Below are 13,878 nucleotides of genomic sequence, written 5' to 3' on the forward strand. Positions count from 1 at the left end.
ACGGCCGTGCGGCCGTGGGTGGTCCGGTGGGCGTGCGGGGTGGTCAGATGACGCCCGCCGCCCTCAGTCGCTCGATGTCGTCCGCGTCGTACCCCAGTCGGGCCAGGATCGCGTCCGTGTGTTCGCCGACGGCCGGAACCGGGTCCATGCGCGGCGCGGTTCCGGCGAGGTCGACGGGTGGCAGCAGCGCCGACACCGTCCGCTCACCGGGGAGAGCGACGCTCCGCCAGCGCTGCCGGGCGCTCAGCACGGGGTGGGCCAGGAACTCCGCCACATCGTTGACACCGGCGTTGGCGATGCCCGCGGTGTCCAGCAGTTTCATCACCGCGCGGCTGTCCAGCTCGCGAAAGCGCCCGGCGATGACGGTGTTCAGCTCCTCGCGATGGGCCACCCGGTCCGGGCCGGTGGCGAAGCGCGGGTCCGCGACGAGGTCCGGTCGGCCCAGGAACCGCTCGCACAGCGCGCTCCACTCGCGTTCGTTCTGGACCGAGAACAGGACCTCCTTGCCGTCGGCGGCCGGGTAGGCGCCGTAGGGGGCGATGGTCGCGTGCTGGGTGCCGAGCCGCGGAGGCTGGCCGCCGCCGTAGCGGGTGTAGTACGCGGGCTGGCTCATCCACTCCGCCAGCGCCTCGAACAGGGAGACCTCGACGGCCCGGACCGTACCGCGGGTGGCACGGGCGAACAGCGCGGTGAGGATGCCCGAGCAGGCGTACATCCCGGCGGCGATGTCGGCGACCGAGATGCCGGTCCGGGCACTGCCCTCGGGGGTGCCGGTCAGCGAGACGAGGCCGGTCTGGCACTGCACCAGCAGGTCGTACGCCTTGCGGTCGGCCCAGGGTCCGCTGGTGCCGTAGCCGGAGACGGAGCAGGGGATCAGGCGCGGGAAGCGCTCCGTGAGGACGTCGGTGCCAAGACCCAGACGGGCGGCCGCGCCCGGGGCCAGGTTCTGCACGAACACGTCGGCGTCCGCGAGCAGCCGGCCCAGGATCTCCTTTCCCCGGTCGGTCGCGAGGTCGAGTGTGATCGACTCCTTGGAGCGGTTGAGCCAGACGAAATAGCTGGACTCACCGTGCACGGCCGTGTCGTACCGGCGGGCGAAGTCACCGCCGTCCGGCCGCTCCACCTTGATCACCCGGGCCCCGAGGTCGGCCAGTTGCCGGGTGGCGAAGGGGGCCGCGACCGCCTGTTCGACGCTCACGACGGTGATGCCGGTCAGGGGCGGTTCTTCGACGGGGTCGATCATGCGGCGGCCTCCAGGAGGGGGTTCCCGGCACGGACTACGATCGAGAGCCGGCGATCCCCGTCATGAGCGGTCACCGGACTCATGGGCTGTCACCACCATCATGAGCCGTCGGGCGAACCGGAGTGAACAGCGGTCCGTGACCGGTCGGCACCGTGAGCGACCGTGGCCGTGGCCGGGCGGGTCGCGCGGCGGCAGCGCACCAGGACAGGGAGACCATGGACGAGACCCCGCACCCGCTCGGTTCGCACGTCGCGTCCTGGGCTCCCGGGCCGGTCACGGACACCGACCCGCTGCCCGCGGGTCCGGCCGCCGCCGTGTCCGCGCTGCTGGACCTGCCCGCGCCCGTCGCGGCCGACGGCGATCCGCTGCCGCCGCTGTGGGAGTGGTTCCACTTCCTGCCACTGGCCGGCCCAGCGTGACCTCGGCCCGGACGGGCATCCGCGCGCCGCGCGGTACCTGCCGCCCGTCCCCGACCGGCAGCGCATGATCGCCGGCGGACGCTGTGAGATCACCACTCCCCTGCGCCTCGGCGAGCCGGCCGAGCGGATCAGCAGCCTGGCCGCGGTGACGCCCAGGCGCGGCCGCTCCGGCGATCTGCTGTTCGTCACCGAACGCCACGAGTTCCGGCAGCACGGCCGTCTCCGCCTGGTCCAGGAGCAGGACGTCGTCTACCGGTCCGGCCGCAGCACCGCGCGGCACCCGCACACGGTCGACGGCGGCGCCGCACCGGAGCCTGCGGGCCCCTGGCGGCTGTGGCTGCACCCGGATCCGACGCTGCTGTTCCGCTTCAGCGCGCTCACCGCCAACGCCCACCGCATCCACTACGACGCGCCGTACTGCCGTACCGTCGAGGGATATCCCGGTCTCGTCGTGCACGGCCCGCTGCTGGCCCTGCTCATGCTCGAACTGGTCCGCCGCAACGCGCCCGGCCGCCGGGTCCGCACGCTGGCCTACCGGCTGCACCGTCCGGTGTTCGCCGGCGAGCACGTCCTGGCCGACGGTGCGCCCGACGGCGACGGCGCCCGACTGCGCGTCGCCACGCACCGCGAGGCCCGGCACGCCACGGCCGAGGTGACCTTCGTCTGAGCGGCCGGACCACGGCCACAGGGGGCCACGGTCGGGTTTCGGCCAAGGGTGTCCGTATCTCAACCAGTAGGCGGAGACACGGCTGTTGGCCCGCACAGTTGATCAATAACCTGGTGCCCGCAGGCTGTGACTCACACTAGGAGCCCCATGTCCACCGCTCAGCAGGTACCTGACATACTCTCGCCCGAGTTCGCCGCAAACCCCTATCCGGCCTACCGGGCGATGCGGGAGAGCGCTCCCCTCATCTGGCACGAAGTCACACAGAGCTACATCATCTCGCGCTACGACGACGTCGAACGCGTCTTCAAGGACAAGAACAGCGAGTTCACCACCGACAACTACAACTGGCAGATCGAGCCGGTGCACGGCAAGACCATCCTGCAGTTGAGCGGTCGCGAGCACTCGGTCCGGCGGGCGCTGGTCGCACCGGCCTTCCGCGGCAGTGATCTCCAGGAGAAGTTCCTGCCCGTCATCGAGCGCAACTCCCGTGAACTGATAGACGCCTTCCGCCACACGGGCTCCGCGGACCTCGTCCACGACTACGCGACGCGGTTCCCCGTCAACGTCATCGCGGACATGCTGGGCCTGGACAAGGGCGACCACGACCGGTTCCACGGCTGGTACACCTCGGTGATCGCCTTCCTGGGCAACCTGTCCGGCGATCCGCAGGTCGCGGCGGCCGGTGAGCGCACCCGGGTGGAGTTCGCCGAGTACATGATCCCGATCATCCGGGAGCGGCGCGAGAACCTGGGCGACGACCTGCTGTCCACGCTCTGCGCCGCCGAGGTCGACGGCGTACGGATGAGCGACGAGGACATCAAGGCATTCTGCAGCCTGCTGCTCGCCGCGGGCGGTGAGACCACCGACAAGGCCATAGCCAGCATCTTCGCCAACCTGCTCGCACATCCGGAGCAGTTGGAGGCCGTCCGCGAGGACCGCGGTCTCATCCCGCGCGCCTTCGCGGAGACGCTGCGCTACACGCCGCCCGTCCACATGATCATGCGGCAGTCGGCGACCGAGGTCGCCCTCAGCGGAGGCACCATACCGGCGGGCGCGACCGTCACCTGTCTGATCGGGGCCGCAGGCCGCGACGAGAACCGCTACCGCGACCCGGACCGGTTCGACATCTTCCGGGACGACCTGACCACGACCACGGCCTTCTCCGCCGCGGCCGACCATCTCGCCTTCGCGCTCGGCCGGCACTTCTGCGTGGGCGCGCTGCTGGCGAAGGCCGAGGTCGAGACCGGCGTCGGTCAGCTGCTCGACGCGATGCCCGACGCCCGGCTGGCCGACGGCTTCGACCCGGTGGAGCAGGGCGTGTTCACCCGTGGCCCGCAGTCGCTGCCGGTGCGGTTCACACCGAGCAGCGCCTGAAGGAACGAGCCGCCGCCCGCGGCCGGACCGGACGGACCTGCCGTCGTCCCGGTCCGCCGCGGCGCCCGCGCGCTACTGGACGACCGGTGTGAACAGCGCGGGCAGTGTCGTAAGACCGCGCATCCAGATGGACGGACGCCAGGTCAGTTCCTCTGGTTCCACCGCCAGGACCAGGTCCGGCAGCCGCTCCAACAGCGTCTCGACCGCCGTACGGGCGATGACGTCGGCGAGCAGCGGCGCCGGGTACGGACAGCGGTGCTCGCCGTTGCTGAACGACAGATGGGCGGAGTTCTCCGCGCCGACGTGTGCCTCGGGCCAGATCTGCGGATCGGTGTTGGCCGCGGCGAGACCCAGTACGACACAGTCGCCCGCCCGGATCTGCCGGCCGCCGAGCTGGGTGTCGCGCACCGCCCAGCGGCCGATGAAGTTCTGGGTCGGCGTGTCCAGCCAGAGGACCTCGTTGAGAGCCTCGCCGACGCTGAGCCGGCCGCCGGAGACGTTCAGGGCGAACCGCTCGTCGGTGAGCAGCAGCCGCAGCGTGTTGCCGATCCAGTTGGCGGTCGGCTGCTGGGCCGCGGCGATCACGGAGATCAGGTCCTGGACGATCTCCTCGTCGGTCAGCCCCGCCGGGTCGAGGATCATCCGGGAGGTGACGTCCGGGCCCGGCCGGTCCCGCTTCTCCTTGACCAGCCGCTGGATCCGTTCGCCCACCCGGACGTAGGCGGCGACCGGGTCGTCGCCCTCCGCGGCGTCGAGCGAGATCCGCAGGTCCTCGACGAGTTGCTGGGTGTCCGTGCCCTGGTGCGGCATCCCGCACATCTGCACCGCCGCGCGCATCGGCAGGGCATGCGCGTAGGTGCTCATCAGCTCGGTCCGGCCGCTGCCGGCGAAGTCGGCGATGAGCCGGTCGGCGATGACCTGGCAGTCACGGGCCAGTTCGAACTGGTCGACGCCCTCCAGCGCCTGGGTGATCACACCGGCCCGGCGCCGGTGCTCCTCGCCCTCGGTGAACAGCACCGAGGGCTGGTAGCCGACGAAGGGCAGCAACGGCCAGTCCTGGGGAATGGCCGGCCACTGGTTCCAGCGCCGCGAGTCCCGGGCGAACAGCTCGTCGTGGCTGGTCACATAGCTGACCTCGGTGTAGCCGAGGACGAGCCAGGCCGGCACGTCCCCGTCGAGCAGCACGGGCGCGACGGCGCCGTGCTCGCGGCGCAGACTCCGGTACAGCTGTGACGGCGCCTGCTGGTACTCCAGACCGGCCAGCGGCACCGCACCCTGGTGGGCCGGGCAGCCCGGGGGCGGTGTGGGGTGGTCGGATCCGGTGTCGGTCACGATGCGCTCTCCTTGACCGCGGCCATCTGGTAGAGGTGATCCACGAGGGTGATCAGTACGTCCTTGCCCGATGCCCGCACCCGCGCGTCGCATTCGACCAGCGGTACGTGCTCGGGAACGGCGAGCGCCTGCCGTATCTCGTCCAGGGAGTACCTGGAGGGGTCGTCGTCGAAGCGGTTGACGGCCACCACGAACGGCGTCTTGTGCTGCTCCAGGCGGTCTATCGCGTACCAGGAGTCGTTCATCCGCCGGGTGTCGACCAGGACGACCGCGCCCAGTGTGCCGGAGAAGAGGCGGTCCCACAGGAACCAGAAGCGCTCCTGGCCAGGGGCGCCGAACAAGTACAGCACCATGCGGTCGTTGAGGCTGATCCGGCCGAAGTCGAAGGCCACGGTGGTGGTGGTCTTCGCCCGCACTCCGCTGATCTCGTCGACGCCGACACCGGCCTGCGTCATCACTTCCTCGGTGTTCAGCGGCCGGATCTCGCTCACCGAGCGGACCAAGGTCGTCTTGCCGACACCGAATCCGCCCACGACGACGATCTTCAGTCCGGTCTCGGCGGCATCGGCCAAGGGCGCGCGGCTGGAAGGCAGCTCAGAGATTGCGGAGCCCATCGAGTCAGAGATTGCGGAGCCCATCGAGCACCTCCTTGAGAAGGGCGGTTTCGGGAAGCGAGGCGAAGGATTGTGCCGCGCGCGGGTGGCGCGCGGTGATCCGGCTGGTGGCCAGCAGGTCACCGAGCAGGATGCGCACCACGGTGATCGGAAGACTCAGCTCCGCGGCGATCTCGACCACGGCCGTCGGGTGCCGGCACAGTTCGAGGATCCTGACGTGTTCCGACTGCATGCCGGCGGTGGGCTCGCACTCGCTGACCACCAGGGTGACCAGGTCGAAGGAGTCGTCGGCGCGGCTGCGTCCGCCCGTGACCGTGTAGAGCCGATCGGGATCACCGGTGTCCACGGGCTTGCGCGTCACGAGGAGGCACTCCCCGCCACCGGATTGCGGGGCTCGGCCCGCAGGTGGTCACCGATCTGCTCGACCAGCTCGGTCATCTGGTTGCCGACCACACCCGGGTCGGCGGCCTCGTCGGCCACCACGGCCAGGTGGGCTCCCTCGCCCGCCTCCACGATGAACAGCAGCCCGCCGTGGAACTCGGTCATGGAGTGGCGGACTCCGCCGGTGCCGTCGCCGAACTCGACGGACGCGCCCTGGGCGAGCGCCTGGATGCCCGAACAGATCGCGGCGAGCTGGTCGCCCTGGTCCAGCGTGAGGTTCTCGGTCCAGCAGAGCTTCAGGCCGTCCCTGGAGAGCACCAGGGAGTGACGGGTCCCGGGAGTACGTTCCAGGAGGTTCTGCAGGAGCCAGGTCAGGCTGTTGTCGGTGGTCTGCATGGCAGGTGATGGGACGGTGGTGCCCGGTTGTCCGGTCACCGGCCCGTTCCTCCAATCTCGCGAACTTGGGGCAGGGGATGCCAAGGCTCTGGGCGTCGCACGGACGACGCCGTGGTGCTACTCCGGGGCGGGCGGCTCCGACTCCGCGTCGTCGGACGGGATCGCGTCGCCCGCGCCGGCCCGGCGTCCGCGGTGGAAGGCGCCGAACTGCGCGCCCGCGTCCCGGGCCGCCCCGCGTCCGCCCGCACGCGGTCCGTCGCGGCCGGGGGTGTCGTCGCCGGTCTTGCGCTGCCGTCGTTCGAGTTCGGCCTCGGCCATGGTCCGGCCGGGGGCACGCACCGGCAGGCCGTTGGCCGTGGAGGCGGTACGGCGGGTCAGGGCCGGCTCCGGCTCCGGCTCCGGCTCCGGCTCGGCCACGCTCGGGGTGTCCGGTCGGGAGAGGGTGAACAGCTCGGTTTCCAGGGCGGGAACGGGCCCGGGGGCAGGGATCACCGTTTCCGTGCGGGGCTCGGAGGCGGCGGGGCCGGGGTCGCGCTGCTGGGCGAGCAACTGCGGCGGCAGCAGGACGACGACACCCGTGCCGCCGCGCGACGACGGCCGGTAGTTGACGCTGATCCGGTACTTGGCGGCCAGTCGTCCGACCACGGCCAGACCGAGGCGGGTGCCCTGCAACGAGGCGAGGTCGGTCATCTGCCCCGCCACCGCCCGCTCGGCGTGCCGCATCGCGGCGTCTGCCATCTTCAGGCCGCTGTCCTCGATGGTCACGACGATTCCGGCGGTGCGCTCCTCCACGTAGACGTGGACCTCGTCGATGGGCGGGGAGAAGTTGGCGGCGTTGTCCATCAGTTCGGCGAGCAGGTGCATGACGCCCTCGGCCGCGTAACCGGAGATCGCGGCCTGGGTGGAGCAGTGCATGCGGACGCGCTGGTAGGCGGCGATCCGGCCGACCGCGCCGCGCAGGATGCTCTCCATCACGATGGGCTTGTTCCAGGCGCGGCTGGACCGGCCGCCCATCAGCAGGGCCAGCCGGTCGGTCATGAGACCCAGCTGGGAGGTGCTGTGGTCGAGACGCAGCAGATCGCCGAAGACCTCCTCGCCGTACCGCTCCTGGAGTTCCCGGAGGTCGGCGAGCATGCTGACGGCCTTGGCCTGGACGCGGCTGAGGGCCTTGGCCGAGGCGGCCTGCGCGGCGGCGGCGCGCCGCTCGCTGAGGGCCATCTCCCGCAGGAACAGCTCCACGGGAGTGCGCAGCAACGGCAGGGTCGGCCAGTCCAGTTCGGCCATGACGACCTCCGCGGAGCTGCCCTCGCGCAGCCGGGCGATGGCCGCGGGCAGCGTGTGCTGCGTCAGCCGCTCCAGCTCCGCCGCGCCGAGCGTGCGCTCCCGCTCGGCCTCGTGGTGCTCGGCGCGGGCCGCGGCGGCCTGCCGGATGGCTTCCTCCATGAGGGTGGCGAACGCCTGCACGATGCGCCGCAGTTCCGGTTCGGCGACGGACCCGGAGTTGGCCACCGCGATGTCGGCGCCGGCCCCGTCGTGCAGTTGTTTCGCCACGGCCGGCAGCGCGACGTTCGCCACGTGCAGGGCGCTCGCGTGCTGCTGGGCCAGCTGTGCGTTGAGGGTGCTGAGCCGCGCCGCCTGCTCGTCGGCCGTCCGGCGGGCGCGTCGTACCAGCCGGGAACTCACGAGGGTGGCGCAGCCCAGGCAGAGCCAGGAGGCCCCGGCCACCGCCAGCGTCCAGCCCCGGGCGGGCTCGGGTGCCGCCGCCGAGACACCGCCGGCCGCCGCGGCGGTCGCCAGCAGCACGGCCGGAGGTACGGCCCGTGCGGTGCGGGACGCCTTCGTCCGGGGCTGGCGGGGGGAAGCAGGCACTGACATTCCGCGGTCCCTCTGGTCCTAGAGAGCAGGGCAAGGTCGATCGGCACATATCGACCGCAGGTCAGAACGGCTCCACAGGTGGAGCGGAACCGTCCGGACGGCACCCGGCACATGCTAGTCATCCCTCGGACCGCGCATGCCGGACAAGCTGCACACTCCGCCCAGGAGCGAACTTCGTCGAGAATTGGCCACCTGGACCAAAGGATGTGATAGGGATTTTGTCCGCTGGACACGGCGCGATGTCCCAAACGCCCTGAGTCCGCGTGCAGTTGTCCGGCGTCGCCCAGTGGATCTTCCGTCAACGCCGGCGATCTTCTCGTCCGAGAGGCCATTGCTTTCGGCCGATTATGGCCGAGAGTCGGCCCTGACGAGCCGTCCGGATCCGATGACGGCAGCGGCGGGGCCGATCCTGGCGACGCGTGCGAAGGCGCCCGGCCGGGGGGCCCGGCGGACGCCCTTTCCCGCGCGGGTCGTTCAGCCGGCCTTGCGGGCCACGCCGCCCCAGAAGCCGATCTCGTCGGATCCGGGCGGTGGCGGGGCGTCCGGGCGCCAGAACGGGGCCTGGACGAGGCCGGGTTCGATCAGGTCGAAGCCGTCGAAGAACTGCCCGACCGCGGCGTGCGAGCGCAGGTTGAGGGTCGCGGTGGCCTTGCTGTAGACGGCCTGGGCGGCGCTGCGGTCGGCGAAGTCGCCCGTGGCGTGCGAGAGCACCAGGTAGCTACCGGTCGGCAGCGCGTCGCGCAGCGCGGCGACGACCTCCCCGGGCCGTTCGGCGTCGGTGAGGAAGTGGAGGATGGCGACCAGGAGCAGGGCGACGGGCTCGTCGAAGTCGATGATCCGGCGGACGTCGGGATGGTCCACGATCGCCTGCGGGTCACGCAGGTCCCCGAGCACGATGCTGGTCTCGCCGGAGCGGCTGAGCAGCGCGCCGGCGTGCGTGTGCACGATCGGATCGTTGTCGACGTACGCGACGCGGACGTCCGGCGCGACGTCCTGGGCCGTCTCGTGGACGTTCGGCGAGGTGGGCAGGCCGGTGCCGATGTCGAGGATCTGGCGGACGCCGCTGCCGACGACGTGCCGGACGGCCCGGCGCAGGAACGCGCGGTTGGCCTGCACGCCGACGCGCACCTCGGGGGCCGCGGCGGCGAGTGCGTCGCCCGCGTCCCGGTCCACTTCGTAGTTGTCCTTGCCGCCCAGCAGGTAGTCGTAGATCCGCGCGGGATGCGGCCTGCTGGTGTCGATCTCCTCGGCGCGGAAGCCGTCCTGTCTCACGCTGCGCTCTCCTCTCGGGCGACCATCACGGCCCCCTTGCCCGCGGCCGGCCGACCACAGCTTTTCACACCAACACCAGGGCTCACAGGGGTATTTCCGCGGGTCACACGGTGGTACCGGGGTACCGGCCGCTCCTGCGGCGCCCGGTCATCCGCAGGGCGGGGCATCGGCCGTCCGCCCGTCGCCGTGGCACGGTTTCCGGCCGGACCGCCTCAACCGTGGCCCGGCTTGCTCAGCGGGCCGGCCGCCGTCGGCCGGGTGAGCATGCCGGGCCGGGCTCGTGTCCTGGCCCCGGCGCCGGCACGGGGGTTCCGTGCCGACGGGTTCGGCCTGCCCGGGCCGGCCGGCGCCCGACGGGGTGCGCGGTGCGGCCGGCCCGGGCCTCGGTCACGAGCGGCGCGAGCGCCGTGCCGCGGCGAACGCGACACCGGCTCCGAGGACGATCACGACGGCCGCGGCCCCGGCGATGGGACCGACCGGCGCGCTCGAACCGGTCTCCGCCAGCGGCGGGGAGCTGTCGTCCGGCGACGGCTGCGGGGTGGCGGGCGGAGCCGACTGAAGGGGCGGGACGTCCGCGCTGGTGGGGGGCGTCTCGGCGGGCTTGGGGGTGGTCGGGGCCGAGCTGGTCTGGGCGGGGGGCGTGCTGTCCGCCGGGGTGGTGGGCGTCGCGGGCGCCGTCGGGGTCGTCTGCGGCGGGGTCGGGGTGGGCGACTCGGGCGTGCCGGGCGTGCAGGGCTTGTCGCCGCCGTTCCACGCCGCGACGAGGTGGTAGGGGGTGGAGATGTTGCCGGGCTGGTAGGGCGCGGGGCCGTGGCCCTCGCCCGTTCCGCCGTCGTAGGTGACGTCGTCGCCGTACAGGTCGATCTGGCCGTAGCAGTCGGGCGACTTCACGGTGAGCCGCTGCCAGGTCCGCTGCGCGTCGTCCGCGCCGGCCAGGTCCGCGGCGGTGAGGTAGACGGTGGCCTTGTCGACCAGCGTCTGGTGGCCCGAGGACTCCCAGTTCGGGCCCTCGGTGGTGTATTCGGCGAGGGAGACGGGGTACTTGCAGCCCTCGGCGACGGACTGGCCCGCGGCCAGGCGGACTTCGACGGTGCCCGGGACGGTGTCCCACTGGCGGAATCCGCCCTGCGAGGTCCAGTCGGCGCCGACGACGTTTCCGTCGGCGCCGACTATGCGGTACTGAACCGTGGCGGACTGGCACTCGCCGCCCGTCGTGGCGCTCGCCGGGCCCGCGCCGAGCACGGGGACGGCTGCGGCGAAGGCGGTCGCGGCGAGCGCGGCGAGGGTTCTGGAGCTGGGGGAACGCGACAAGATGAGCCTCTGTGGAAGTGGTGTGCGGGAGGTGGCGGGCGCGAGGACGGACACCGGCGGGTTCCGACGCGACCGAAGAACACCGAAGATCCCCGAAGAACGCCGGAGATCCCCGGAGATCCCCGGAGATCCCCGAAGAACGCCGAAGAGCACGGACGGACACGGCGGAACACCGAGAACACCGAGAACACCGAGAACACCGAGAACGACGACGGACACCGGAGAACGCCGACGGACACCGAGGACGCCGACGGAGACCGGCGGTGGCCGATGGGCACAACGGATGCGACGGACATGACGGATACGACGCGGCCAGGGCCGGACGAACCGGACCGAGCCACTCACGCCCCTGCGCTCACTCTAGCCACAGCGAAGCAGCTGAATTCCCGCGGCCCTTCACAACTCCCGTCCATCCTCCACGGGTTCGGCGGGTGCCCGGCGGTCTCAGTGCTCCCGCGGAATCTCCTGCTCGGCCCAGATGATCTTGCCGTCGGGCGCGTACCGGGCGCCCCAGCGATGGGCCACCTGGGCCACCAGGAACAGGCCCCGGCCGCCCTCGTCCGTGCTGCGGGCGTGCCGCAGCCGCGGGGCGGTGCTGCTGCCGTCGGAGACCTCGCAGGTCAGCCGGGAGTCACGGATCAGACGCAGGCGCAGGGGCGGTGAGCCGTAGCGGATCGCGTTGGTGACCAGCTCGCTGACGATGAGTTCGGTCGTCACGGCCAGTTCCTCGTAGCCCCAGTCCATCACCTTCCGGGTCGCACGGTTGCGCAGTTCGCCGACGGCCGCCGGGTCCAGGGGCACGTCCCAGGAGGCGACGCGGTCGGCGCCCAGTTCGTGGGTGCGTGCCAGCAGCAGCGCGATGTCGTCGAGTTGCGGCTTGGGGACGAGTTGCTGCGCGGCGGTGGCGCACAGCGTTTCCAGATCGAGGCCGGGCCGGGACAGCAGTCGGCCCAGCTTGGCCATGCCCACGCCCATGTCGCGGTCGATCCCCTCGACCAGACCGTCGGTGTAGAGACCGAGCAGGCTGTTCTCGGCGAGTTCGATCTCGGTGGCCTCGAAGGCCACCCCGCCCAGCCCGAGCGGCGGCCCGGCGGGCAGTTCGGGGAACATGACCTGGCCGTCGGGGGAGATCACCACCGGGGGCGGATGGCCCGCGCGGGCCAGCGTGCACACCCGGGTCACCGGATCGTAGACGGCGTACAGACAGGTCGCGCCGAGGAACGTCGTGACGGTCTGGTTGGCCGCCTCGCCGTCCGGCTCCTCCTCGCTCAGCCGCAGCACGAGGTCGTCCAGGTGGGCCAGCAGTTCGTCGGGGGGCATCTCCATGTCCGCGAGGGTCTGCACGGCGGTGCGCAGCCGGCCCATGGTCGCCGCCGCCGCGATGCCGTGGCCCACGACGTCCCCGACGGCCAGTCCCACCCGGGCGCCGGAGAGGGGGATCACGTCGAACCAGTCGCCGCCGACCCCGCCGGTCGCGTTGGCCGGCAGGTAGGAGGAGGCGATCTCCATGGCCGTACCGCCGCTCAGGGCGTGCGGCAGCAGACTGCGCTGGAGCGTGACCGCCGCCGTGTGCTCCCGGCTGTAGCGGCGGGCGTTGTCCACGCACAGCGCGGCCCGTGCGACCAGCTCCCGGGCCAGCAGGACGTCGTCGGGGTGGAAGGGGACCGGGTTGAGCGAGCGCACGAACGTGGTGAGGCCGAGGACGGTGTTCCGGGCCCGCATCGGCACGGCGATCATGGAGTGCAGTCCGTACTTGCGCATCCGGGCGGCACGGACGGGTTCCTCGGACACCCACAGCTCGTCGGAGGGGTCGAGGACGGGGGTGAAGATCGGGTCGCCGTCGACGAGCAGGTTCAGGTCGTGCGGCGGCGGGATGAAGTCCACCCGGTCGCCGATCTGCGCGACCGCTTCCGGGCAGCCCTCCCGCACCGAGCTCAGGCCGGCCCTGCGCATCCCGAGCCGGGCGGTGGCCGGTCCGGCGTCGGACAGCCACGCACCGTGACCCTCCAGGCTCAGCACGGGCTCCAGCAGATCGACGACGGCGAAGTCCGCGAAGCGGGGTACGGCGAACTCCGCGAGTTCCTGAGCGGTCCGCATCACGTCCAGAGTCCGGCCGACCTGGCTGCCGGCCTCGTTGACCATCGCCAGGAGTCGGCGCGCGTACCAGCGCTCGGTGATGTCCAGGACCATGTAGCAGACGCCGGCGACCTCTCCGACGGCGTCGACCAGCGGGAAGAACGACGAGGAGTACGCGTGCCGGCGGTGCGGATCGGCCCAGCTCCAGCCCTCGTACTCGTAGTCGGTGACCGGTACCCCGGTCACCATCACCTTGCGCATCAGGGCTTCCAGGGTCTCCGCCTGCAGACCCGGCAGCAGCTCGCCGAGCCGCCTGCCCAGCCGCTGGTCACGGGGCACGCCGCCGAACTGTTCCAGGGTGTCGTTCAGCCAGAGGTAGCGCAGCTGGGGGTCCATCACGGCCATGCCGATCGGGGAGCGGGTCAGGAAGCCGTCGAGCACGGACTGGCGCATCGTCCACTGCGGCAGCTGTTCGCGGCCCGAGACCAGGAAGCACTCCTCCCCGCCGATCCCGAACGACGCCGACACCCGGAGATCGGCCTCGATGCGCCGGCCGTCGCGGTGCCGCAGCGCGATCAGGCCGCTCCACCCCTTGCCCTCGCGGCAGTGCTCCACGATGCCCGTCAGCCGCAGGGAATCCCCGGCCAGCGCCAGCAGGCGGGCGCCGGAGCGTCCGACGATCTCCTCGGCGGCATAGCCGAGCAGCGCCTGTGCGCCGCAGGTCCAGCTGACCACGACGCCCCGCGCGGACACCACCGCGACCGCGTCGTTGGACATGTCGAAGAAATCGCGCTGTCCGGTGGTCGGAGGCGCGTCGGATCCGTTTCGCCCAGGTGCCATCTGTCCCATCCTCTACAAGACAACATGGTCCTGCCTGGCCGCCGGATGCGCACGGCCCGGGGCGTGAGGGGGGGACGG

12 protein-coding genes are annotated in these 13,878 nt (G+C 71.8%); 3 read left to right on the forward strand and 9 right to left on the reverse strand.

From position 1 onward, the window contains the following. Nucleotides 1-43 precede the first annotated feature (43 nt). Nucleotides 44-1,243: a CaiB/BaiF CoA transferase family protein gene (locus ACFC09_RS13955; RefSeq protein ID WP_376527097.1), complete on the reverse strand. Its 1,200-nt coding sequence runs from the start codon at nucleotides 1,241-1,243 to the stop codon at nucleotides 44-46. A gap of 215 nt (nucleotides 1,244-1,458) precedes the next feature. Here ACFC09_RS13955 and ACFC09_RS13960 point away from each other — a divergent pair, with 215 nt between their 5' ends. The 3 genes from ACFC09_RS13960 to ACFC09_RS13970 all read left to right on the forward strand — a co-directional run bounded on the left by ACFC09_RS13960 (nucleotide 1,459) and on the right by ACFC09_RS13970 (nucleotide 3,703). Then, nucleotides 1,459-1,662: a hypothetical protein gene (locus ACFC09_RS13960; RefSeq protein ID WP_376527099.1), complete on the forward strand. Its 204-nt coding sequence runs from the start codon at nucleotides 1,459-1,461 to the stop codon at nucleotides 1,660-1,662. Nucleotides 1,663-1,726: 64 nt separating this feature from the next. After that, nucleotides 1,727-2,329 carry a hypothetical protein gene (locus ACFC09_RS13965; protein WP_376527101.1) on the forward strand — a complete coding sequence of 201 codons (603 nt, stop codon included), beginning with the start codon at nucleotides 1,727-1,729 and terminating at the stop codon, nucleotides 2,327-2,329. 147 nt (nucleotides 2,330-2,476) lie between these two features. Further along, entirely contained in the window at nucleotides 2,477-3,703 is a 1,227-nt protein-coding gene (locus ACFC09_RS13970; RefSeq protein ID WP_376527103.1) for a cytochrome P450, read from the forward strand. 72 nt (nucleotides 3,704-3,775) lie between these two features. On the opposite strand, the gene ACFC09_RS13975 is transcribed toward ACFC09_RS13970, so the two are convergent. From ACFC09_RS13975 to ACFC09_RS14010, 8 genes are all read right to left on the reverse strand, one after another. Beyond that, entirely contained in the window at nucleotides 3,776-5,035 is a 1,260-nt protein-coding gene (locus tag ACFC09_RS13975) for a cytochrome P450 (protein WP_376527105.1), read from the reverse strand. Continuing rightward, nucleotides 5,032-5,649: an ATP/GTP-binding protein gene (locus ACFC09_RS13980; RefSeq protein ID WP_376527148.1), complete on the reverse strand. Its 618-nt coding sequence runs from the start codon at nucleotides 5,647-5,649 to the stop codon at nucleotides 5,032-5,034. Before ACFC09_RS13980 ends, ACFC09_RS13975 begins: the two co-directional genes overlap by 4 nt. Before the next feature lie 4 nt (nucleotides 5,650-5,653). Next, complete coding sequence (locus tag ACFC09_RS13985) at nucleotides 5,654-6,010, reverse strand: DUF742 domain-containing protein (RefSeq protein WP_376527107.1); 357 nt, start codon at nucleotides 6,008-6,010, stop codon at nucleotides 5,654-5,656. Next, a complete protein-coding gene (locus ACFC09_RS13990) occupies nucleotides 6,007-6,426 on the reverse strand; it encodes a roadblock/LC7 domain-containing protein (RefSeq protein ID WP_376527109.1) in 420 nt (139 codons plus the stop codon). Before ACFC09_RS13990 ends, ACFC09_RS13985 begins: the two co-directional genes overlap by 4 nt. A gap of 117 nt (nucleotides 6,427-6,543) precedes the next feature. Then, nucleotides 6,544-8,301, reverse strand: coding sequence for an ATP-binding protein (locus tag ACFC09_RS13995; protein ID WP_376527111.1), 1,758 nt, complete (start codon nucleotides 8,299-8,301; stop codon nucleotides 6,544-6,546). Nucleotides 8,302-8,775: 474 nt separating this feature from the next. Beyond that, nucleotides 8,776-9,573 (reverse strand): SAM-dependent methyltransferase, encoded by a 798-nt coding sequence (locus ACFC09_RS14000; RefSeq protein WP_376527113.1) that lies wholly within the window; start codon nucleotides 9,571-9,573, stop codon nucleotides 8,776-8,778. A 387-nt stretch (nucleotides 9,574-9,960) separates the two neighbouring features. Beyond that, nucleotides 9,961-10,884: a hypothetical protein gene (locus ACFC09_RS14005; RefSeq protein ID WP_376527115.1), complete on the reverse strand. Its 924-nt coding sequence runs from the start codon at nucleotides 10,882-10,884 to the stop codon at nucleotides 9,961-9,963. Between the two features lie 444 nt (nucleotides 10,885-11,328). After that, the gene (locus ACFC09_RS14010; protein WP_376527117.1) at nucleotides 11,329-13,800 is read right to left on the reverse strand and encodes a SpoIIE family protein phosphatase; all 2,472 of its coding nucleotides are present in this window, start codon (nucleotides 13,798-13,800) and stop codon (nucleotides 11,329-11,331) included. Nucleotides 13,801-13,878 lie beyond the last annotated feature (78 nt).

Origin of the sequence: Streptomyces sp. NPDC056161 (assembly GCF_042268025.1) — a bacterium.
In the GTDB taxonomy this organism is placed as follows: domain Bacteria; phylum Actinomycetota; class Actinomycetes; order Streptomycetales; family Streptomycetaceae; genus Streptomyces.